Origin of the sequence: Pelagivirga sediminicola (genome assembly GCF_003072125.1) — a bacterium.
Lineage (GTDB): Bacteria > Pseudomonadota > Alphaproteobacteria > Rhodobacterales > Rhodobacteraceae > Roseovarius > Roseovarius sediminicola.
On the sequence record NZ_QCYH01000004.1, the window covers coordinates 199,172 to 219,996 of the forward strand.

Sequence of the window (20,825 nt, forward strand, 5' to 3'; positions counted from 1 at the left end):
TCCGAGCCCGTCCACGAGGGAATACGAAATGGCACATGAAAAGAACCACGATTATCACATCCTAGCGCCTTCGCTCTGGCCCCTGCTGGGGGCTGTTGCGGGATTTGTCATGCTGTTCGGCGCCGTCCTGTGGATGTCACCGCAGATGGATAGCAACCAGCCTTGGGTGTTCCTGATCGGCCTCGCCGGTGTTCTCTACACCATGTTCGGCTGGTGGTCCGATACGGTGGCCGAAAACCAGGCGGGCGATCACACGCCGGTGGTGCGGATCGGCCTGCGCTATGGCTTCATCATGTTCATCATGTCCGAGGTCATGTTCTTTGCTGCATGGTTCTGGAGCTTTTTCAAACACGCGATGTACCCGATGGGCGAGCTGTCGCCGGGCATCGACGGTGTCTGGCCGCCGGTGGGAATCGAGACATTCGACCCCTGGCACCTGCCGCTGATCAACACGCTGATCCTGCTGTGCTCGGGCGCTGCGGCGACATGGGCGCATCACGCGTTGGTGCATGAAAACAACCGCAGCGACATGAAGATGGGGCTGGCGCTGGCCGTGGGCCTCGGCATCCTGTTCACCGTCTTCCAGGCGTATGAATACAGCCACGCGGCGTTCGGATTCTCCGGAAACATCTATGGCGCGAACTTCTTCATGGCGACGGGCTTTCACGGCTTTCACGTCGTGATCGGCACCATTTTCCTGTTCGTTTGCTACCTGCGCACGGTCAAGGGCCACTTCACTCCCGACAACCATGTCGGGTTCGAGGCGGCGGCGTGGTACTGGCACTTCGTTGACGTGGTGTGGCTGTTCCTCTTCGCCTCGATCTACATCTGGGGCTCCTGAAGATTTTTCGCGAAAAATCATTGCCTTTGGCGAGGATATTTTCAGCAAGAAGAAAATGCGGGAGGGCGCCCTTCCGCATTTTTGTCTTTGAAGGATAGGGTTGATGCGGCGGCTTGTGGTGCCATTGCTGTTCGGTATTCTGGGGGCGGCTGTGCTGATTTCGCTCGGGGTCTGGCAGGTTCAACGGCTCTCGTGGAAAGAGGCCGTATTGGCCGATATCGAGGCGCGCGTCGCCGGAGCGCCGGTCGCTCTGCCTACCGCGCCCGACGCTGCGCGGGACAGGTTTCTGCCCGTCGCGGCCGAGGGGATGCTGGAAGGGCCGGAGTTGCACGTTCTGGTCGGCGCCAAGGAACTTGGGGCGGGGTATCGCCTGATCCAGCCGCTGGATCTGGGCGAGCGCCGCATCATGGTCGACCGGGGTTTCATCGGGCTGACGGACAAGGACGCGCCGCGCGATCGCGGTGCCGTGCGGCTGATCGGCAACCTGCACTGGCCCGACGAGGTGGATGGCTATACGCCGCCGCCCGACCTCGACAAGGACATATGGTTTGCCCGCGACGTGCCCGCCATGGCCGAGGCGCTGAACACCGAGCCTGTCCTGCTGGTTGTTCGCCAGCAGGAGGGCGGGGAGCCTGCGGGCATCACCCCGCTGCCTGTCGATGGGGGCGGCATTCCGAACGATCATCTGCAATATGCGATCACCTGGTTTTCACTGGCCCTTATCTGGCTGGCGATGACAGGCTATTTGCTGTGGCGTGTCCGGCGCGGCGCCGGCGCGAAATTCTGAGGGCTGTGACATGAAGTATATCTCGACACGGGGCAAGGCGCCCATCCTGACCTTCGAGGAGGCGATGCTGACCGGCCTCGCGCGCGACGGCGGCCTTTACCTGCCCGAAAGCATCCCTCAGATGCCGTCGGCCGAGATCGCCGCGCTGGCGGGTCTTCCATACGAGGAGGCCGCGTTCCGCATCATGCGCCCCTATATCGGCGACGCCTTCACCGATACCGAATTCCAGGACATCATCGCGCGCGCCTATGCCGGGTTTGCCCACGCGGCCCGCGCGCCCGTGGTGCAGCTGGCGCCGGGGCATCACCTGCTGGAGCTGTTTCACGGCCCGACGCTCGCGTTCAAGGATTTCGCGATGCAGCTGATCGGCCAGCTGTTCGAGGCGTCCCTCAAGCGCAGCGGCAACCGCGTCTGCATCGTCGGCGCGACCAGCGGCGACACCGGGTCGGCCGCGATTGACGCGTTCCGGGGGCTGGAGATGGTGGACGTGTTCATCCTCTATCCCAACGGCCGCGTGTCCGAGGTGCAGCGCCGCCAGATGAGCACGCCTGCCGAGGATAACGTGCATGCGCTGGCAATGACCGGCCATTTCGACGATTGCCAGGCCCGCGTCAAGGATATGTTCAACGATTTCGCGTTTCGTGACGAGGTGGGCCTTGCCGGGGTCAACAGCATCAACTGGGCGCGCGTTCTGGCGCAGGTCGTTTATTACTTCACCTCTGCGGTCAGCCTGGGCGCGCCGCAGCGCGAGGTCAGCTTTACCGTGCCGACGGGGAATTTCGGCGATATCTTCGCGGGCTACATCGCCAAGCGCATGGGGCTGCCGATCGACCGTCTGATCGTGGCGACGAACCAGAACGACATCCTGCACCGCTGCCTTTCGGGGGGCGATTACATTCCCGATGGCGTCATCCCGTCGATCAGCCCGTCGATGGACATTCAGGTGTCGTCGAATTTCGAGCGCGCCCTGTTCGAGGCATATGGCCGCGACGCGAATGCCACCGCGCAGCTGATGGACGAGCTGAAGGCAGGCGGGTTCACCGTCAGCCAAGGGGCGCTGGAGGCACTGCGCGAAAGCTTCGATTCGGGCCGCGTCAGCGAGGAGGAAACCCGCGCCACGATCCAGCGCACGTGGAACGAGACAGGCGAGCTTCTGTGCCCGCACAGCGCCATCGGCGTGCACGTGGCCGAGCAGCACCTGACGCCGGACGTGCCGATGATCACGCTGGCCACCGCGCACCCCGCCAAGTTTCCCGCAGCGGTGGAGGAGGCGAGCGGCCAGCACCCCCCCTTGCCCTTGCATATGGCGGACCTGTATGAGCGGGCCGAACGGATCACCGAGGTGGACAACGACCTTGGGGCCATCGAGACCCTCATCAAGGACAGGATCGCGCGTTGACGGTAAACCTGACGACACTTTCCAACGGCTTTCGCATCGTGACCGAGGCGATGCCGGGGCTGCAATCGGCCGCCATCGGCGTCTGGGTTCTGACCGGCGCGCGCAACGAGCGCACCGATCAGAACGGCATCGCGCATTTTCTGGAGCATATGGCGTTCAAGGGCACGGCACGGCGCAGTGCCTTGCAGATCGCCGAGGCGATCGAGGATGTCGGCGGCTATATCAACGCCTATACCAGCCGCGAGGTCACCGCCTATTACGCGCGCGTGTTGAAGGACGACGTGCCGCTGGCGCTGGACGTGGTGGGCGACATCCTGCGCAATTCCACCTTCGATCCCAAGGAGATCGAGGTCGAGCGCGGCGTCATCCTGCAGGAGATCGGGCAGGCGCTCGATACGCCCGACGACATCATTTTCGACTGGCTACAGGAAAAGGCCTATCCCGATCACCCGCTGGGCCGCGCCATTCTGGGCCAGCACGAAGGCGTCGCGCGGTTCAGCCGCGCCGATCTGACCGGTTTTGTCGATCAGCATTACCGCCCCGGCCAGATGGTGCTGTCGGCGGCGGGCGCCGTCGATCACGACGCGCTGGTCAAGGCCGCCGAGGCGATGTTCGGCGACATGACACCGGGCGCCGCCCCCGAAGCCCCGCTGGCGCGGTTCACGGGCGGCGAGGTGCGCCGCATCAAGAAGCTGGAGCAGGCGCATATGGCGCTGGCCTTCGAGGCGCCCAATTACGGCGATCCGCAGATCCACACGGCGCAGATCTATGCCACCGCGCTGGGCGGCAGCATGTCCTCGCGCCTCTTTCAGGAGATCCGCGAGAAGCGGGGCCTGTGCTATACGATCTACGCGCAGGCAGGCGCCTACGCCGATACCGGCATGATGACCATCTATGCCGGCACCTCGGGCGGCGACATGGCCGGGCTGGTCGAGATCACCATCGACGAAATGAAGCGCGCAGCGGATGACATGCGCCCTGACGAGATCGAGCGCGCGCGCGCGCAGATGAAGGCCGGGTTGCTGATGGGGCTTGAGAGCCCCTCGAACCGGGCCGAGCGTCTGGCGCGGATGATCCAGATCTGGGGCCGCGTGCCGCCGCTGGAAGAGGTGGTGGAGAAGATCGACGCCGTCACGCTGGCCGATGTGCGCAGCCTGGCCGAGCAGACCGTGGCCCACGCGCCCGCCGCGCTGGCGCTTTATGGCCCGGTCAAGGATGCGCCGACGCTGGAGGCCCTGCAGACCCGGCGTGCGGCCTGATGTTCGCTGCGCGCCGCAAGGTCCGCATCGAAACCGAGCGGCTGACCCTGCGCCAACCGGCCATGACGGACTTCCGCGACTGGACGCATCTGCGCCGCTCCAGCGCCGATTTCCTAGTCCCGTGGGAGCCGAGCTGGGCCGCCGATCATCTGTCGCGCAAGGGATTTACCAACCGCGTCTACTGGGCGCAGCGCAGCATCAGCGGCGGCACCGCGTTGCCGCTGTTCCTGATCCGGCGCGAGGACGACCGCCTGCTGGGCGCGATCACGCTGGACAATGTGCGGCGCGGGCCCAGCCAGTCGGGCACGCTGGGCTACTGGATCGGGGCCAGTCATGCGCGGCAGGGCTACATGCGCGAGGCTATTTTGGCGGTATCCCATCATGCGTTCGACCGTCTGGATATCAGCCGGATCGAGGCGGCATGCCTGCCATCGAACGTCGCGTCGCGCGGGTTGCTGGAGAAGTGCGGCTTCAAATACGAGGGCGTCGCGCAGAGCTATCTGCAGATCGACGGGCGCTGGCGCACCCATGTCCTCTATGCCGCGCTGCGCCATGACCGGCGCGGGCGCAGCGATGCCGGGCTCTAGCCCGCGAAAATCCTGCAAATTTTCGGGCGCGCCGATTTCGCCGTTCACCCCGCCCGGCAACGGCGCTAGGGTTCGCGCATGACAGACACCCCGCCTTCGGCTTTTCTGGAACAACTGACCGCCGCGCTGCCCGCCGCCGCGCTGCGTGATATCGCGCCGCATTACCTGGAAGAGCCGCGCGGCCGCTGGCAGGGCCATGCCTGCGCCGTGGTCGCGCCGGACACGGCCGAGCAGGCGGCGGTCGCCGTGCGCCTTGCTGCGGATGCGGGCGTTCCGGTAATTCCCTATGGCGGCGGCACGGGGCTGGTTGGCGGGCAGGTGGCCGATTGCGGGGCGGCGCCGCTGCTGATCTCGCTGGAGCGGATGACCAGGCTGCGCAGCATCCATCCCGACGAGAATGTCATGGTGGTCGAGGCCGGCGCGATCCTGTCGGATGTGCATGACGCGGCGCAGGCGGCGGGTCGGCTTTTCCCGCTCAGCATCGCGGCCAAGGGCAGCGCGCGGATCGGCGGGCTGCTGGCGACCAACGCGGGCGGCGTCAATGTGCTGCGCTATGGCAACGCGCGCGATCTGTGTCTGGGGCTGGAGGCGGTGATGCCGGACGGCAACATCTGGCACGGGCTGAAACGGCTGCGCAAGGACAATACCGGCTATGATCTGCGGGGCCTGCTGATCGGCTCCGAAGGCACGCTGGGCCTGATTACCGCCGCCGTGCTGAAGCTTGCGCCGCGCCCGGCGGGGGAGGGAACGGCTCTGATGGTGGTGGACGGCCCCGCCGCCGCGCTGAAGCTGCTGGCGCTGGCGCGCGATCACATGGGCGAGGGGGTCAGCGCGTTCGAGTTGATGCACCGCCAGTCGCTCGACTTTCTGGCCGAGACGATGCCGCAGGTGCGCCAGCCCTTTGCCGCGCGGCCGGAATGGTTCGTGCTGATTGACGTCGGCCTTGCGCGCGGGTTGGATCCGGCGGAGGCGCTTGAGACGCTTTTTGCCGACGCGCTTGAGGCGGAACTGGTCAGCGACGGGCTGATCGCGCAGTCCGAGGCGCAGCGGGCCGAGTTCTGGTCGGTGCGCGAATCGGTGCCCGAGGCGAACCGCCTGATCGGATCGGTCAGCTCGCATGACGTGTCGCTGCCGCTGGGCGCGGTGGCCGGGTTCATCGAAAAGGGCGGCGAGGTGATCGCCGCGCTGGGCGATTTCCGCATCAACTGCTTCGGGCATCTGGGCGATGGCAACCTGCATTACAATGTCTTTCCCGCGCCGGGGCGCAGCCGCGCCGATCATGCCGGTCAGCGCGAGGCGATCAAGCGGGCGGTGCATGATCTGGTGCACGAGATGCGCGGCTCGGTCAGTGCCGAGCATGGGATCGGGCGCCTCAAGGTGGATGATCTGGAGCGCTACGCCGATCCCGCCAAGCTGGTCGCGATGCGCGCCATAAAGGCGGCGCTGGACCCCAGGGGCATCATGAATCCGGGCGCCGTGCTGCGGATTTGACGGCGCGGCCGCGGGGCGCCGCATAAAAAACGGGCCCGAAGGCCCGTTTTCAAGCTATCTGGCGGCAATCGCCGGTTACTGCCAATTCACCGCGTTGAAGATCTCCTGCGCCTCTTTGGCATTGGCCGAGAAGGCCGCTGTCGGCGTCTGGGTGTCCGGCACGAAAAAGCCCAGACGTGCGGTATCCTCGTCCAGACCGACACCCGGCACCGCGGGATATTCGTTGTTCTGGTTGGCGAAATGCTGCTGGGCATACTCGCCGGTCAGGAAATCCAGAAGCGCCTGCGCCTCGTCGGGGTTCGGGGCCGATTTGGCCATCGCCGCGGCGGTCAGGTTCAGGTGCGCGCCGCGCCCGCTCTGATTGGGCCAGACCCAGCCGATATTGTCGATGCTGGCGCTGAGACCCTCGACATCCGAATCATAGGCGCGCAGGAAATAGTAGTGGTTGGCCACGGCGATGTCGCACTCGCCCGACACGAGGCCGCGCAGCTGGTCGGTGTCGCCGCCCTGCGGCGCGCGCGCCATGTTGTCGACGACCCCTTGCGCCCAGGTTTTCGCCTCGTCCGCGCCGTCCGCCTCGATGATCGAGGCCAGCAGCGACTGGTTGTAGACGTTCGATGACGACCGGATGCAGACCTGCCCCTTGTATTTGGGATCGGCCAGCGCCTCGTAGGTGCGGGGCGGGTTCTCGACGCGGTCCTTGGCGTAGAAGATGATGCGCGCCCGCTGGCTGACGCCGAACCACAGATCGTCCGGGTGGCGCAGATGCGACGGCACGGCGCCCTCGATCACGTCGCCGCCATAGGGCTGCAGCACACCGGCCTCTTCGGCGCGTGCCATGCGGCCGGCATCGACGGTGATGAACACGTCCGCCGGGCTGTTCGCGCCCTCGGCCTCAAGCCGGGCGATCAGCTCGTCGGCCTTGCCTTCGATCCGGTTGACGGTGATGCCGGTCTGATTTGTGAACTCTTCGTAAAGGGCGTCGTCACTGTCATAGTGGCGCGAGGAATAGACATTCACCTCGGCAGACAGGGCGGCCGTTGAAATTGCCATCAGGCTGGTTGCGGCCAGAAGGCGCGCGGCAACAATGCGTCGCATGTGAGGTATCCTTGTTATATCCGACAGAATTGATAGGGCATTCCTCTATATTCCGACAAAAATAGTCAAGCGCCAATCGCGCACCGCTGTGTCCTGGGTGCGCGACAAGGCCGGGTTGTTCTTGCGCCGCGCGGCGTTCGCGCCCATTCTGTGCGACAAAAGGCCCCGCTGCCCGGATGTCTGGCGCAAGGGTGCCCTCGCATCAAAGGACGATTCCATGACATTCGCCGAACGGCAGGACGCGCTTGATATTCAGGACGAAATGCCGTGGCAGGCGCGGCCGCGCCCCGAGACGATCCACCAGATGCTGCAGGCGACCGCCCGCGCGCACCCCGATCGCCCGGCGATCAGTTACCAGCTGACCTCAGGCGCGCGCGATCCGGCGCAGACGCTGACATGGGCGCAGTTTCACGCCGATGTCTGCCGCGCGGCGAACCTGTTCCGCAGCCTCGGCATCGGCGAGCGGGACGCGGTCGCGCTGGTGCTGCCCAATTGCCTTGAGACGGCCAGCGCCACGCTGGGCGCGATGATCGCGGGCATCGTGGCGCCCATCAATCCCCTGCTGGAGCCCGAACAGATCGCGGCCCTGCTGCGCGAGACGGGCGCGCGCGTCGTCGTCACGCTCAAGGCGTTTCCCAAGACCGACATCGCCGCCAAGACGGCCGAGGCCGTGCGCCACGCGCCCCAGGTGCGCACCGTGCTGGAGGTGGATCTGAACCGCTATCTGCGCCCGCCCAAAAGCTGGCTGGTGCCGTTCCTGCGCCCCAGGGATGACGGCATCCACCGCGCCGACGTGCTGAGCTACGCGCGCGAAGTGGCGCGCCAGCCCGGCGAGCTGAGTTTCGAGGATGGCGGCCGTGACAGGGTCGCCGCCTATTTTCACACGGGCGGCACCACGGGCATGCCGAAGATGGCGCAGCACCGTTATTCGGGGATGGTCTATAACGGCTGGCTGGGCGACCGGCTGCTGTTTGACGAAACCAATGTTCTGATGTGCCCGCTGCCGCTGTTTCACGTCTTTGCCTGCCATGTGGTGCTGATGTCGGCGCTGAAATCGGGCGCGCATGTGATCCTGCCGACGCCTGCGGGCTATCGCGGCGACGGTGTCATCGCCAATTTCTGGAAGCTGTGCGAGCGCTGGGGCGTGACCTTCGTCATCACCGTGCCCACCGCCGTCGCCGCGCTGATGCAGTGCAAGGTCGATGCCGATATCAGCCGCGTCAAGAACGCCTTTTCCGGCAGCGCGCCGATGCCGCTGGAGCTGTTCAAGCGGTTCGAATCGGCCACCGGGATGACCGTGATCGAAGGCTACGGGCTGACCGAGGTGACCTGCCTTGTGTCCTGCAACCCGCCCGCCGGGGTCAAGAAGGTCGGCTCGGTCGGGGTGCCGCTGCCCTATACGGACGTCAAGATCCTGCGCAGCACCGAGGACGGGCCGCTGGAGTGCCCGCCCGACGAGGTGGGCGAGATCTGCATCAGCAATCCGGGCGTCTATGTCGGCAACACCTACACCGATCCCGCCCGCAACCGTGACCTTTTTTACGGCGATCACCTGCGCACCGGCGATCTGGGCCGGATCGATCCGGACGGCTATCTGTGGATCACCGGGCGCGCCAAGGATCTGATCATCCGCGGCGGTCACAACATCGACCCCGCCGATATCGAGGAGGCGCTGATGGCCCATCCCGCCGTGGCCGGCGCGGGCGCCATCGGCCAGCCCGACGCGCATTCGGGCGAGTTGCCCTGCGCCTATGTAGAGCTGGTTGCAGGCGCCGAAGTGACGTCTGACGCCCTGCTGGAGCATTGCCGCCAGCGCGTGCGCGAACGCGCCGCAGTGCCGAAATATGTCGAGATCCTCGACGAGTTGCCGAAAACCGCCGTTGGCAAGGTGTTCAAGCCGGACCTGCGCAAACGCGCCATCACGCGCGTCTACAACGCCGCGCTGAAGGCCGCAGGCGCGGACGCCCGCGTGAGCAAGGTCATCGACGACAAGAAGCGCGGCCTCGTCGCCCTGCTGGAGCGCAACGGTGACGCGGATGATGCCCGCGTGGCCGAGACGCTGGACCAATTCACCCGCCCATGGGACTGGGCGGAGGACTCCGCGCAAGCCCCCCGAAAGGACGACCAGACATGAGCAGCACCGATTTCCGCATCGATCCCCACCCGGCCATGACGCCATGCGATCCCGGCAGTGCCGACGCCTTCACCACCGATGAGATCAGCGAGGCCGATCACCCCCATTTCGAGGCGCCGGACGAGGGGATATCGGTCGGCACATGGGAAAGCGCGCCGTGCCGCCGGGTGATCGACTCGTGGCCTGTGCATGAGATGATGACGATCGTTTCGGGCGCCTTGACGCTGACCCACAAGGACGGGCGCAGCGAGAATTTCGGTCCGGGCGATACGTTCTATATCGCCAAGGGCCAGTATGTCGTGTGGGAAATCACGGAAAAGCTGCGCAAGATGTACATGATCGTGGGCTGATGCGCGTTGCGCGCGACATGACAGCACCGCGCCCAGCGACGCACGCGTCACTGACGCCAGTCGAAAAATCCCGGCCCTGCCTCTTTCAGCATGTCCTCGGCCATCGCGCGGCCCAGCTCGGCGCCGTCCGCGATGGGAGCGCTGCGCGCGTCCTTGATGCTTTGCGAGCCGTCGGGACGCAGCACCTCGCCGCGCAGATGCAGCGTGCCGCCGTCCAGTTCCGCCAGCCCGGCGATGGGTGTCTCGCACGAACCGTCGAGGGCCGCCAGAAACGCCCGCTCGGCCGCCAGCCGCTGACCGGTTTCGGCGTCGTGGATCGCGCTCAGCATCTCGGCGGTGCGGCTGTCGCCCTCGCGCCGCTCGATCCCGATGGCGCCTTGGGCGATGGCGGGCAGCATCACGGACGGGTCGAGCGCGCTTTGCGCCACTTCCGCGCGGCCCAGCCGGTTCAGCCCCGCCATGGCAAGGAAGGTGCAGGCGGCCACGCCGTCATCCAGTTTCTTCAGGCGGGTCTGCACGTTGCCGCGAAATTCGACCACCTCCAGATGCGGATAGGCCACCAGAACCTGCGCGCGCCGCCGCAGCGAGGACGTGCCAACCTTGGCCCCCTCCGGCAGATCGCCAAGCGTGGCATGGCCGGGCGAGACGAACCCGTCGCGCACATCCTCGCGCGGCAGATAGGTGTCCAGCAGCAGGCCCCCCGGCTGAAGCGTCGGCATGTCCTTCATCGAATGGACCGCGATGTCGATCTCGCCCGACAGCAGGGCCTCTTCGATCTCGCGGGTGAACAGGCCCTTGCCGCCGATTTCCTTCAGCGGGCGGTCGATGATCCGGTCGCCGGTGGTCTTGATCGCGATGATCTCGAACGCCTCGAAGGGCAGATCGAAGGCGGCGGCAAGGCGCGCGCGCGTCTCGTTCGCCTGGGCCAGGGCCAGGGGCGATCCGCGCGTGCCCAGTTTCATCGGGGCCAGGGGGGTGGGCAATTGCAATGTCATGGGGGCGGTTTAGATGTCACGAAGGCGCAGGGCAAGAGAGCCCGCGCTTGACTTCCATTGCCGGGGGGGCGACGACCACGGCAAAACGAGAGGGTGCACCATGGCCAATCCGAAATCCGACAAGACGATCCTGCGCGCATTGGCGGGCGAGGCGCAGCAGGTGCCGCCCATCTGGATGATGCGCCAGGCTGGCCGCTACCTGCCCGAATACAAGGCGACCCGCGCCGAGGCGGGGGATTTCCTGTCGCTGTGCTACAATCCCGATCTGGCCACCGAGGTGACGCTGCAGCCGATCCGCCGCTTTGGCTTTGATGCCGCGATCCTCTTTGCCGATATCCTGCTGGTGCCGCAGGCGCTGGGCGCGGATCTGTGGTTCGTCACCGGCGAGGGGCCGCGCCTCAGCACCATCACCGGCGAGGCGGAGTTCGCGCAGCTGCGCGGCGTGGAGGACATTCACGAGACGCTGTCGCCGATCTACCAGACCGTGCGCAACCTGGCCTCGGCGCTGCCGAAGGAAACCACGCTGATCGGCTTTGCCGGCGCGCCCTGGACCGTCGCGACCTACATGATCGCGGGCAAGGGCACACCCGATCAAGGCCCCGCGCATGAGCTGAAGGGCACGCATCCGGCCGTCTTCGATGCGCTGATCGAACGGCTGACAAAGGCGACGATCGAATACCTTTCGGCCCAGATCGACGCGGGCGCCGAGGTGGTCAAGCTGTTCGACAGCTGGGCCGGCTCGCTCAAGGGCCCCGATTTCGACCGCTACGCGCTGGAGCCGACGCGGCAGATCATCGCCGCGCTCAAGGCGCGCCACCCGGGAACCCCGATCATCGCCTTCCCGCGTCAGGCCGGGGACAAGTATATCGGCTTTCACAAGGCGAGCGGCGCCGATTGCGTCGCGGTGGACGATTCCGTCAGCGCAGAATGGGTGGCCGAGCATGTGCAGCCGGATGGCTGCGTGCAGGGAAATCTGGCCTCGTCGCATATGGTCACGGGCGGCGATGCGCTGGTGCGCGAGACGCGCCGCATCGTCGAGGCGCTGCGCGGTGGCCCACATATCTTCAACCTCGGCCATGGCATCACCCCCGATGCGGACCCCGCCAATGTGCAACTGATGATCGACACGGTGCGCAGCGCGTAACTATTTGCGTTTGCGCAGCTTTTTCGGCGTCTTGGAGTGAAAGTCGGGCGGCCTTTTGCGCACCCAGGCGATGAATTTCGCCAGCCGTGGGTGCGCGCGCAACGCTTCGGGCGTGTTGTAATCGCGCGCCAGCTCGGCCTCGGTCAGTGTCGCGTGGATCTCGTTGTGGCAGATCTGGTGCACGCGCACCACGGGGCCGCCCTTGCCACCCTTCAGCTTGGGCGTCAGGTGATGCAGGCTCTGCCTTGCGCCCGGCGGAATGGGGCGCTCGCAGATCGGGCATATGGGCGGGCGGTCGTCTATTGCTTGATCCTTCGGCCTTGGCGCGTCAATAGGATGGCTCGGCCCGCCGCACAGACAAGAGGCGTGAGATGGAAAATCCCGACAGCGCGCTGGTGATCGGCGCAGGCCCCGCCGGACTGATGGCGGCCGAAGCGCTGGCAAGCGCGGGCCACGCCGTGACCGTGGCCGAGGCCAAGCCGTCGCCTGCGCGCAAGTTCCTGATGGCGGGAAAATCGGGCCTCAACCTGACCAAGGCCGAGGACATGAACCGATTCCTGCACGCTTACGGCGCGCAGGCGGCGCCGCTGCATGGCATCCTTCGCGCCTTTGGCCCCGAGGATGTGCAGCACTGGGCGCTCGGGCTGGGCCAGCCGCTGTTTACCGGCTCGACCGGGCGGGTCTTTCCGCAGGCGATGAAGGCGTCGCCGCTTTTACGCGCATGGCTGTCGCGGCTGGAGGCCTTGGGCGTTCGCATTCAGCGCCGCTGGCGCTGGCAGGGCTGGGATGGCGACCGCGTGCTGATGGAAACCCCCGGCGGGGCGCGCCGCCTGACGCCGCGCGCCACGGTTCTGGCCTGCGGCGGCGCGTCCTGGGCGCGGCTGGGCTCGGACGGGGAATGGACCGCGCATCTGCCGGGGCAGGTGGCGCCGTTTCAGCCCGCCAACATGGGCTTTGCCGTGGACTGGTCAGGGCATATGCAGCGCCACATCGGCAAGCCGGTCAAGGGTATCGCGCTGCGGGCGGGCGATCTTGGCTCGCGCGGCGAGATCGTGCTGTCGCGCGCCGGGATCGAAGGCGGCGGCATCTACGAGGTGTCGCGCGCCATGCGGCAGGGCGCGCCGCTGCTGCTGGACCTCATGCCGGATCTTGCGGTGGAGGATCTGCGGCAGCGCCTCGCGCGTCCGCGCGGCAAGACGAGCCTTGCCAACCATCTGCGCAAGGTGCTGAAATGGGCGCCCGAAAAGCAGGCGCTGCTGATGGAGTTCGCCAGGCCGCTGCCGGATGACCTGGCGCCGCTGATCAAGGCGCTGCCGATCCTGCACCAAGGCCCCTTGCCGATGGATCAGGCGATTTCCACGGCGGGCGGTCTGCGGCTTGACGCGCTGGATGCACATCTGATGCTGAAGGACCGCCCCGGCACTTTCGCAGCTGGCGAGATGCTGGATTGGGAGGCGCCGACGGGCGGCTACCTCATCACCGCCTGCCTTGCCACGGGCCTGCATGCGGGGCGCGCGGCGGCGGAATGGCTGGCGCGTTAGGGCGGGGCGCGGGCGGCACTTCAGACGACGTCGCCATTGTCCATGCGCTGCAAAAACGCCTTGGCCGTGTCCAGAATATCGCGGCGTTTGCCCGCCTCCATCTTGTCCCAGGTGCTATAGATCATGCCCATCCTGTGATTGCCCTCGAACCGCTGCCGATGGCGGTCAAGGAAATACCAGTAGAGCGTGTTGAACGGGCAGGAGGTCTCGCCCGTCTTTTCGGTCACCGAATAGGCGCAGTCACCGCAATAGTCGGACATCTTGTTGATGTAATTGCCGGAACTCACGTAAGGTTTTGACGCGATGATGCCGCCATCGGCCCATTGGCTCATCCCGATGGTATTGGGCGCCTCGACCCATTCATAGGCGTCGACATAGACCGACAGATACCATTCATGCAGCTCGGCGGGCGCGATCCCGGCCAGAAGCGCGAAGTTGCCCGTCACCATCAGGCGCTGGATATGGTGCGCATAGCCCTCGTCGCGGGTCTGGGCCACCGCATGGCGGACGCAGTTCATCTTCGTCTCGCCGCCCCAATACATCCATGGCAGCGCCCGCTCGTGCCGGAGTATGTTGCGCGACGTATAATCCGGCCCCTCACGGAAATAGATGCCGCGCACATATTCGCGCCAGCCGATGATCTGCCGGATGAAGCCCTCGGCGGAATTGATGGGCACCGCCCCGTCCTTCCATGCCTGCTCGACGCGCCGGCATACTTCCAACGGGCCAAGAAGCCCCAGATTGATGTAGGGCGACAACAGCGAGTGATGCAGGAAGCGGTCGTCCTGCAGCATCGCGTCCTGATAATCGCCGAATCCCTCCAGCAGATGTTTCACGAAATGATCCAGCGCGCGCAGCGCCTGGCCGCGCGTGACGGCGAAGTGAAACGGGCGCAGCGCGCCGAAATTATCGCCAAAGCGGTCTTCGACAAGGCGCAGCACCTCTTCGGTCATGTCATCGGGCGTGAACTGCATCGGCGCGCTGCGCAGCATGTCCGTCTTGGCCGGTTTGCGATTGTCATGATCGAAATTCCACTGCCCGCCGGCCGGATCGCCATCCTCCATCATCAGCCCGGTCTTGCGGCGCATCTCGCGATAGAAATACTCCATCCGCAACTCCTTGCGGTCCGATGCCCAGGCGTCGAATTCGTCCAGCGAGGCGATGAAGCGGTCGTCGGGCAGCTGCGTGACCTTCAGCGGCATGTCGTCCAGATCCTGCACAAGGCGCCATTCGCCGGGACGCGTCACGATGACCTCATCGGCGCCATGTGCGTCTGCGCGGCGCAGCAACTCGCCGGTGATCGAGCCGGAATTTTCGTCCTCATCCAGCCGCGTATAGGCCACGGTCCAGCCCTGATCGCGCAGCGTTTCGGCGAAATGGCGCATGGCGGCAAGCACCAGCGCGATCTTCTTGGGGTGGTGCGGGACATACTCCGTCTCGCTCGCGACCTCGGCCATGACGATGATATCGCAATCCTTGCGCGCGGCACCGAGCGCGCTCAGCCCCTCGCTCAGCTGATCGCCGAGGACCAGCACCAGACGCGGTGTCACCATGCTACGCTCTCGCCCTGCCAGTCGAAGAACTGGCCGCTGTCCTCCGGGCCCAGCCCTTCAAGCACCGACAGAAGGTTATGCGCGGCCTCTTCGGGCTTCACGGTCTTGTGGCGGCCCGCATATTTGGCGGTAAACGGCGTCTCGACGGTGCCGGGATGCAGCGCGACGCAGACCGCCTCGCGATGGGTGCGCTTCAGCTCGATCGCGGCGGTGTGGATCATCTGGTTCAGCGCGGCCTTGGCGGTGCGATAGGAGTACCAGCCGCCGATCCCGTTGTCGCCGATGGACCCGACCCGCGCCGACAGCGCCGCGAAGCAACCGGGCCCCTTGCGCGGCAGCCGCGAAAGCGCGTGTTTCATCACCAGCGACGGGCCGATGCAATTGACCGCGAACTGGTCCGCCATCGCCTGCGCTGTGATGTCCTTCAGCGCCTTTTCAGGCTCGGCGCCGCCGATTTCCAGCGCGCCGGTGGCGACGAAAATCAACTGAAATTCGCCCTCGGTGCCCTCCAGCGCCGCCTTGACGCTGGCCTCGTCGGTGACGTCAAGGCCATCGGCGCTGCGCGAGAGCGTCGTCACCTCGCTGCCGTTCTGCTTTAGCTTGGCGGTGATGGCCTGGCCGATGCCGCCCGACGCGCCGATGATGAGGGATCTGTGTGTCATGGCTCAAAGGGTAGGCGGCAGCGGCGCAGGTTCAACGCCCGCCGCGCAAAAAGCCGCTTTTCATTGCGGCGCAGTTTGCGTAACGTGCCTGCCATGACGATGATGCAGCATATCGCACTTCCCGCACGTGGCCACGGCCGCGCGCTGCGTGCTGCCCTCCTGCTGCTAAGCCGCCTCTGAGCGTGCCGGTCCGGCGCGAGCGTTCAGGGGATGTGGCAATACGCGCCGGGTAATGTACCGGAACCAGCATCAGGACCAAGGCCATGACATCAAGGCAATCGCAACAGCGTTTCCTCGTGGGCCGCGGTCATACATATTTCAGACGGATAAGTGAAAATGAGCGATAAACCCAAAGACCGCGTCTATATCTTCGACACCACCTTGCGCGACGGCGAACAAAGCCCCGGCGCCACCATGACCCACGCCGAAAAGCTGGAGATCGCGCAGCTTCTGGACGAGATGGGCGTCGACATCATCGAGGCCGGATTTCCCATTGCGTCCGAGGGTGATTTCCGCGCCGTGTCCGAGATCGCGGAGCGGTCCAAAAACGCCGTGATCTGCGGGTTGGCGCGGGCCAACCTCAAGGACATCGACCGCTGCTGGGAGGCGGTGAAGCACGGCAAGCGCCCGCGCATCCACACCTTCATCGGCACCTCGCCTCTGCACCGCGCGATCCCGAATCTGTCCAAGGACGAGATGGCCGAGCGGATCCACCAGACCGTCAGCCACGCGCGCAACCTGTGCGACAACGTGCAATGGTCGCCGATGGACGCGACGCGCACCGAGTGGGATTATCTGGCCCGCGTCGTGGAGATCGCCATCAAGGCGGGCGCGACGACCGTGAACATCCCCGACACTGTCGGCTATACCGCGCCCGTGGAATCGGCCGATCTGATCCGCCGCCTCATCGCCGAGGTGCCGGGCGCGGACGAGATCATCTTTGCCACCCATTGCCACAACGATCTGGGCATGGCGACGGCCAACTCCCTCGCCGCCGTCGAGGGCGGCGCGCGCCAGATCGAATGCACGATCAACGGCCTGGGCGAGCGTGCCGGCAATACCGCGCTGGAAGAGGTGGTGATGGCCATGAAGGTGCGCGGCGACATCATGCCCTACAGCACCGGCATCGACACCACGAAGATCATGAACATCTCGCGCCGCGTCGCCACGGTCAGCGGCTTTGCCGTGCAGTTCAACAAGGCGATCGTGGGCAAGAACGCCTTTGCCCACGAGAGCGGCATCCATCAGGACGGCATGCTGAAGAACGCCGAGACGTTCGAGATCATGCGCCCTTCGGATGTCGGCCTGACCGAGACGAACCTTGTCATGGGCAAACACTCGGGCCGCGCCGCGCTGCGCTCCAAGCTCAAGGAATTGGGCTATGAGCTGGGCGAGAACCAGCTCAACGATGTGTTCGTGCGGTTCAAGGAACTCGCCGATCGCAAGAAGGAAGTCTATGACGAGGATCTCATCGCGCTGGCCAGCACGGACGCCGCGGAGGATGAAAACCGCATTGTCATCAAGTCCTTGCGCGTTGTCTGCGGCACTGAAGGCCCGCAAACGGCCGAGCTGACACTGGAGATCGACGGCGTGTCCCACAGCACCGAGGCCACGGGCGACGGCCCGGTCGATGCGTGTTTCAACGCGGTCAAGAACCTCTTTCCGCATGAGGCGCGTCTGCAGTTGTATCAGGTGCATGCCGTGACCGAAGGCACCGACGCGCAGGCCACTGTTTCTGTGAAGATGGAAGAAGGCGGGCGCATCGTGACCGGCCAGTCAGCCGATACCGATACGGTCGTCGCCTCGGCCAAGGCCTATGTCCACGCGCTCAGCCGCCTGATCGTGCGGCGCGAACGCTCGGGCAAGGATACGCCCGAAGTCAGCTACAAGGACGTCGTCTGATGCACGGCCCGCCCGGCCCCAAAGAGCCGGGCGGGTCGCCTGAGATTTTTCGCGAAAAATCGCGGCCCGCGTCGGACGCTGCGTGAAATCGGACGCCGTCAGTCGATGGCGCGGATCAGTTTTCGCTCCAGCACGCGCAGCACTTGGCGCAGATCGGCGCCGCGTTTCAGGATCTGGCCATCCATGCCGATCACGGCGTATTGCCCCTGTTTGCCGCGCAGTTTGGGCCGCTTTTCGATGCGATACAGCGGATATTCGGCCGTGCGGCGGAAGACCGAGAAGATGGCGACGTCGCGCAGGCTGGAGATGCCGTAATCGCGCCACTCGCCCGCCGCCACCATCTGGCCGTAGAGCGACAGGATCACGCCCAGCTCGGTGCGATGAAACGCGACCTTGTCCGGCGCGGCGCCGATGGGGAAAGCAGATTGCACCGTCATATGCTCAGCCTCGCCCCGATGTGCTTGCAAATCAAGTCAATTTCCTCGCGACGGCCTGCACCGGCGCCTGGCTCAGCCGCACCAGATGCGGGTAATCTTGCCTGCTGTGTCGATATCGACGTTCAGACGCTCCAGCCGGTGATCCATCGTCATGGGGCTATCGGGGCCCAGAACGCGCACCGGGCGGTTCGGCGCGCTGAAATCATATTGGCGATGATCCTTGCCGATGCGGCCCGAATACGCGGTCGCGCCGCAGGCATCGCGATCATTCCGGACCACCACCGGATCCTTGGCGTTGGCGGACTGGCAGCCGGCCAGCGCAAGCGCGGCGGGGGCGATCAGGCAGGCGGCAAGCGAAAGGCGTGACATTCAAAACTCCTTGTATTTCATCCCTACAAGATGCCGTTTCCCGCGCAGCTTTCAAGGCGCGTATTTTGCCATGTTGAAACCGCGCCGCATTTCGCCCAAAGTCTGCGCAACACATGACGCGATGAAAAAGGACCCGAACATGCGCACAAAAGCAGCAGTGGCCCTCGAGGCCGGCAAACCCATGGAAATCATGGAAGTGAACCTTGACGGCCCCAGGAAGGGCGAGGTTCTGGTCGAGATCAAGGCGACGGGCCTGTGCCACACCGATGATTTCACCCTGTCGGGCGCCGATCCCGAAGGCGCGTTTCCCGCGATCCTGGGCCATGAGGGCGCGGGCGTGGTTGTCGAGGTGGGTGAGGGCGTGACCTCGCTGGAGGTGGGCGATCACGTGATCCCGCTCTACACGCCCGAATGCCGCGAATGCGAATATTGCCTGAACCCCAAGACCAACCTTTGCCAGTCGATCCGCGAGACGCAGGGCAAGGGTGTGATGCCTGACGGGACCAGCCGCTTCTCCATGCTCGATGGCACGCCGATTCTGCATTACATGGGCTGCTCGACCTTCGCCAACCACACGGTTTTGCCCGAGATCGCGCTGGCCAAGGTCCGCAAGGACGCGCCCTTCGACAAGATCTGCTATATCGGCTGCGGCGTGACCACCGGCATCGGCGCCGTGATCAACACCGCCAAGGTGGAAATCGGCAGCCGCGCCATCGTCTTCGGCCTGGGCGGCATCGGCCTCAACGTCATCCAGGGCCTGCGAATGGCGGGGGCCAGCCAGATCGTCGGCGTCGATATCGACCCGCAAAAGGTCGAGATGGCCAAGCGCTTCGGCATGACCGATTTCGTCAACCCGAACGAGGTCAAGGGTGATCTGGTCGGCCACCTGGTCGAGCTGACGGGCGGCGGCGGCGATTATACGTTTGACGCCACCGGCAATGTCGGCGTGATGCGCACCGCGCTCGAGGCATCGCACAAGGGCTGGGGCGAGAGCGTCATCATCGGCGTGGCCCCCGCAGGCGCCGAGATCTCGACGCGCCCCTTCCAACTGGTCACGGGCCGCACATGGAAAGGCACGGCCTTCGGCGGCGCGCGCGGCCGCACGGATGTGCCGAAAATCGTCGATTGGTACATGGACGGCAAGATCGAGATCGACCCGATGATCACCCATATCCTCAAGCTGGAGGAGATCAACAAGGGCTTCGAGATGATGCATGCAGGCGAAAGCATCCGCAGCGTCGTGGTTTATTAGGACTTAATGCTGCATGGGCTGAGCCCTGCAAAATCACAAGGGCGGCCCGGCGGGGCCGCTCTTTTTCGTCGCGGCATTCGCGCGCGATATTCCCTTGTGCCGCGCCCTGAAAAGCATAGGTTTCCCGCCAACGCATCATCCGAAAGGAGCCACCGAAATGGCAGATACCACATACACTCCGCCCGATGTCTGGACATGGGAGCCCGGCAATGGCGGCAAGTTCGCCAGCATCAACCGTCCCACGGCCGGCGCGACCCACGACAAGGAGCTGCCCGTCGGCAAACATCCCTTTCAGCTTTACTCGCTCGCCACGCCCAACGGCGTCAAGGTCACGGTCATGTTCGAGGAACTGCTGGCCGCGGGACATGACGCCGAATACGACGCCTGGCTGATCGACATCGGCGAGGGCGATCAATTCGGCAGCGGCTTTGTCGAGGTCAATCCCAATTCCAAGATCCCCGCGCTGCTGGACCGCTCGCGCGAGACGCCGGTGCGCGTGTTCGAAAGTGGCTCGATCCTGCTGCATCTGGCGGAAAAATACGGCGCTTTCCTGCCCGCGTCCGGCCCGCAGCGGACCGAAGTGCTGAACTGGCTCTTCTGGCAGATGGGCAGCGCGCCCTATCTTGGCGGCGGCTTTGGCCATTTCTACGCCTATGCGCCCGAGAAATATGAATATCCCATCAACCGCTTCACGATGGAGGCCAAGCGCCAGCTTGACGTGCTGGACCGCCAACTGGCCGAGCGCAGCCATATCGCGGGCGAGGAATACAGCATCGCCGATATCGCGATCTGGCCGTGGTATGGCCAACTGGCGCTGGGGCGGACTTACGACGACGCGGCGACGTTTCTGGACGTCGAAAGCTATGCGCATGTCATGCGCTGGGCCAAGTCCATCGACGCGCGCCCGGCGGTTCAGCGCGGGCGCATGGTCAACCGCACATCCGGCGAGCCCGAGACGCAGCTGCGCGAGCGCCACGCAGCCTCCGATTTCGACACGCAGACGCAGGACAAGATCGGCGGCTAA

Annotated in this window: 20 protein-coding genes; 13 read left to right on the forward strand and 7 right to left on the reverse strand. The window is 65.3% G+C overall.

Features of this window, described 5'->3' with window-relative positions; genetic code table 11:
• The first annotated feature begins 28 nt into the window (after nt 1-28).
• The 6 genes from DC366_RS09195 to DC366_RS09220 all read left to right on the forward strand — a co-directional run bounded on the left by DC366_RS09195 (nt 29) and on the right by DC366_RS09220 (nt 6,364).
• Entirely contained in the window at nt 29-841 is an 813-nt protein-coding gene (locus DC366_RS09195) for a cytochrome c oxidase subunit 3 (RefSeq protein WP_108691911.1), read from the forward strand.
• Nucleotides 842-944: 103 nt separating this feature from the next.
• Entirely contained in the window at nt 945-1,628 is a 684-nt protein-coding gene (locus tag DC366_RS09200; protein ID WP_108691912.1) for an SURF1 family protein, read from the forward strand.
• A 10-nt stretch (nt 1,629-1,638) separates the two neighbouring features.
• Nucleotides 1,639-3,027, forward strand: a complete 1,389-nt coding sequence (gene thrC, locus DC366_RS09205) for a threonine synthase (protein WP_108691913.1) — start codon at nt 1,639-1,641, stop codon at nt 3,025-3,027.
• Nucleotides 3,024-4,286: a M16 family metallopeptidase gene (locus tag DC366_RS09210; protein ID WP_108691914.1), complete on the forward strand. Its 1,263-nt coding sequence runs from the start codon at nt 3,024-3,026 to the stop codon at nt 4,284-4,286. Before thrC ends, DC366_RS09210 begins: the two co-directional genes overlap by 4 nt.
• Nucleotides 4,286-4,873: a GNAT family N-acetyltransferase gene (locus tag DC366_RS09215; RefSeq protein WP_108691915.1), complete on the forward strand. Its 588-nt coding sequence runs from the start codon at nt 4,286-4,288 to the stop codon at nt 4,871-4,873. Before DC366_RS09210 ends, DC366_RS09215 begins: the two co-directional genes overlap by 1 nt.
• A gap of 78 nt (nt 4,874-4,951) precedes the next feature.
• Complete coding sequence (locus tag DC366_RS09220; RefSeq protein ID WP_108691916.1) at nt 4,952-6,364, forward strand: FAD-binding oxidoreductase; 1,413 nt, start codon at nt 4,952-4,954, stop codon at nt 6,362-6,364.
• Between the two features lie 75 nt (nt 6,365-6,439).
• Here the strand turns inward: DC366_RS09220 and DC366_RS09225 are convergent, their stop codons facing one another.
• Nucleotides 6,440-7,462 (reverse strand): extracellular solute-binding protein, encoded by a 1,023-nt coding sequence (locus DC366_RS09225; RefSeq protein WP_108691917.1) that lies wholly within the window; start codon nt 7,460-7,462, stop codon nt 6,440-6,442.
• Between the two features lie 217 nt (nt 7,463-7,679).
• Between DC366_RS09225 and DC366_RS09230 the strand changes: the two genes are divergently transcribed.
• Complete coding sequence (locus DC366_RS09230) at nt 7,680-9,596, forward strand: acyl-CoA synthetase (protein ID WP_108692018.1); 1,917 nt, start codon at nt 7,680-7,682, stop codon at nt 9,594-9,596.
• Nucleotides 9,593-9,946, forward strand: coding sequence for a cupin domain-containing protein (locus DC366_RS09235; RefSeq protein WP_165802880.1), 354 nt, complete (start codon nt 9,593-9,595; stop codon nt 9,944-9,946). Before DC366_RS09230 ends, DC366_RS09235 begins: the two co-directional genes overlap by 4 nt.
• 47 nt (nt 9,947-9,993) lie before the next feature.
• Here the strand turns inward: DC366_RS09235 and hemC are convergent, their stop codons facing one another.
• A complete protein-coding gene (gene hemC, locus DC366_RS09240) occupies nt 9,994-10,941 on the reverse strand; it encodes a hydroxymethylbilane synthase (RefSeq protein ID WP_108691919.1) in 948 nt (315 codons plus the stop codon).
• A 100-nt stretch (nt 10,942-11,041) separates the two neighbouring features.
• On the opposite strand from hemC, the gene hemE reads away from it, so the two are divergent.
• Nucleotides 11,042-12,085 (forward strand): uroporphyrinogen decarboxylase, encoded by a 1,044-nt coding sequence (gene hemE, locus DC366_RS09245; protein ID WP_108691920.1) that lies wholly within the window; start codon nt 11,042-11,044, stop codon nt 12,083-12,085.
• Here hemE and DC366_RS09250 read toward each other — a convergent pair whose 3' ends face one another.
• Nucleotides 12,086-12,388: an HNH endonuclease gene (locus DC366_RS09250; RefSeq protein WP_108692019.1), complete on the reverse strand. Its 303-nt coding sequence runs from the start codon at nt 12,386-12,388 to the stop codon at nt 12,086-12,088.
• Between the two features lie 68 nt (nt 12,389-12,456).
• Between DC366_RS09250 and DC366_RS09255 the strand changes: the two genes are divergently transcribed.
• On the forward strand, nt 12,457-13,626 hold the full coding sequence (locus DC366_RS09255; RefSeq protein WP_108691921.1) for a TIGR03862 family flavoprotein: 1,170 nt from the start codon (nt 12,457-12,459) through the stop codon (nt 13,624-13,626).
• 20 nt (nt 13,627-13,646) lie between these two features.
• Here DC366_RS09255 and DC366_RS09260 read toward each other — a convergent pair whose 3' ends face one another.
• Both DC366_RS09260 and DC366_RS09265 read right to left on the reverse strand, forming a co-directional pair.
• On the reverse strand, nt 13,647-15,179 hold the full coding sequence (locus DC366_RS09260; protein ID WP_207768684.1) for a cryptochrome/photolyase family protein: 1,533 nt from the start codon (nt 15,177-15,179) through the stop codon (nt 13,647-13,649).
• Nucleotides 15,173-15,841, reverse strand: a complete 669-nt coding sequence (locus tag DC366_RS09265; RefSeq protein ID WP_108691922.1) for an SDR family NAD(P)-dependent oxidoreductase — start codon at nt 15,839-15,841, stop codon at nt 15,173-15,175. Before DC366_RS09265 ends, DC366_RS09260 begins: the two co-directional genes overlap by 7 nt.
• 336 nt (nt 15,842-16,177) lie before the next feature.
• Between DC366_RS09265 and DC366_RS09270 the strand changes: the two genes are divergently transcribed.
• Nucleotides 16,178-17,743 (forward strand): 2-isopropylmalate synthase, encoded by a 1,566-nt coding sequence (locus tag DC366_RS09270; protein ID WP_108691923.1) that lies wholly within the window; start codon nt 16,178-16,180, stop codon nt 17,741-17,743.
• 98 nt (nt 17,744-17,841) lie between these two features.
• Here DC366_RS09270 and DC366_RS09275 read toward each other — a convergent pair whose 3' ends face one another.
• Both DC366_RS09275 and DC366_RS09280 read right to left on the reverse strand, forming a co-directional pair.
• Nucleotides 17,842-18,180: a DUF2794 domain-containing protein gene (locus DC366_RS09275; protein ID WP_108691924.1), complete on the reverse strand. Its 339-nt coding sequence runs from the start codon at nt 18,178-18,180 to the stop codon at nt 17,842-17,844.
• 72 nt (nt 18,181-18,252) lie between these two features.
• Nucleotides 18,253-18,549, reverse strand: coding sequence for an I78 family peptidase inhibitor (locus tag DC366_RS09280; RefSeq protein WP_108691925.1), 297 nt, complete (start codon nt 18,547-18,549; stop codon nt 18,253-18,255).
• A gap of 139 nt (nt 18,550-18,688) precedes the next feature.
• On the opposite strand from DC366_RS09280, the gene DC366_RS09285 reads away from it, so the two are divergent.
• Together DC366_RS09285 and yghU are read left to right on the forward strand one after the other, a co-directional pair.
• Nucleotides 18,689-19,801 carry an S-(hydroxymethyl)glutathione dehydrogenase/class III alcohol dehydrogenase gene (locus tag DC366_RS09285; RefSeq protein ID WP_108692021.1) on the forward strand — a complete coding sequence of 371 codons (1,113 nt, stop codon included), beginning with the start codon at nt 18,689-18,691 and terminating at the stop codon, nt 19,799-19,801.
• Nucleotides 19,802-19,958: 157 nt separating this feature from the next.
• Nucleotides 19,959-20,825, forward strand: a complete 867-nt coding sequence (gene yghU / locus DC366_RS09290) for a glutathione-dependent disulfide-bond oxidoreductase (RefSeq protein WP_108691926.1) — start codon at nt 19,959-19,961, stop codon at nt 20,823-20,825.

What these genes read in the sequence shown, in the direction of transcription:
- DC366_RS09195 (WP_108691911.1), top strand. Translation starts at nt 29, where the DNA reads ATGGCACATGAAAAGAACCACGATTATCACATCCTAGCGCCTTCGCTC.
- DC366_RS09200 (WP_108691912.1), top strand. Translation starts at nt 945, where the DNA reads ATGCGGCGGCTTGTGGTGCCATTGCTGTTCGGTATTCTGGGGGCGGCT.
- thrC (WP_108691913.1), top strand. Translation starts at nt 1,639, where the DNA reads ATGAAGTATATCTCGACACGGGGCAAGGCGCCCATCCTGACCTTCGAG.
- DC366_RS09215 (WP_108691915.1), top strand. Translation starts at nt 4,286, where the DNA reads ATGTTCGCTGCGCGCCGCAAGGTCCGCATCGAAACCGAGCGGCTGACC.
- DC366_RS09220 (WP_108691916.1), top strand. Translation starts at nt 4,952, where the DNA reads ATGACAGACACCCCGCCTTCGGCTTTTCTGGAACAACTGACCGCCGCG.
- DC366_RS09225 (WP_108691917.1), bottom strand. Translation starts at nt 7,462, where the DNA reads ATGCGACGCATTGTTGCCGCGCGCCTTCTGGCCGCAACCAGCCTGATG.
- DC366_RS09230 (WP_108692018.1), top strand. Translation starts at nt 7,680, where the DNA reads ATGACATTCGCCGAACGGCAGGACGCGCTTGATATTCAGGACGAAATG.
- DC366_RS09235 (WP_165802880.1), top strand. Translation starts at nt 9,593, where the DNA reads ATGAGCAGCACCGATTTCCGCATCGATCCCCACCCGGCCATGACGCCA.
- hemC (WP_108691919.1), bottom strand. Translation starts at nt 10,941, where the DNA reads ATGACATTGCAATTGCCCACCCCCCTGGCCCCGATGAAACTGGGCACG.
- hemE (WP_108691920.1), top strand. Translation starts at nt 11,042, where the DNA reads ATGGCCAATCCGAAATCCGACAAGACGATCCTGCGCGCATTGGCGGGC.
- DC366_RS09255 (WP_108691921.1), top strand. Translation starts at nt 12,457, where the DNA reads ATGGAAAATCCCGACAGCGCGCTGGTGATCGGCGCAGGCCCCGCCGGA.
- DC366_RS09260 (WP_207768684.1), bottom strand. Translation starts at nt 15,179, where the DNA reads ATGGTGACACCGCGTCTGGTGCTGGTCCTCGGCGATCAGCTGAGCGAG.
- DC366_RS09265 (WP_108691922.1), bottom strand. Translation starts at nt 15,841, where the DNA reads ATGACACACAGATCCCTCATCATCGGCGCGTCGGGCGGCATCGGCCAG.
- DC366_RS09270 (WP_108691923.1), top strand. Translation starts at nt 16,178, where the DNA reads ATGAGCGATAAACCCAAAGACCGCGTCTATATCTTCGACACCACCTTG.
- DC366_RS09275 (WP_108691924.1), bottom strand. Translation starts at nt 18,180, where the DNA reads ATGACGGTGCAATCTGCTTTCCCCATCGGCGCCGCGCCGGACAAGGTC.
- DC366_RS09280 (WP_108691925.1), bottom strand. Translation starts at nt 18,549, where the DNA reads ATGTCACGCCTTTCGCTTGCCGCCTGCCTGATCGCCCCCGCCGCGCTT.
- DC366_RS09285 (WP_108692021.1), top strand. Translation starts at nt 18,689, where the DNA reads ATGCGCACAAAAGCAGCAGTGGCCCTCGAGGCCGGCAAACCCATGGAA.
- yghU (WP_108691926.1), top strand. Translation starts at nt 19,959, where the DNA reads ATGGCAGATACCACATACACTCCGCCCGATGTCTGGACATGGGAGCCC.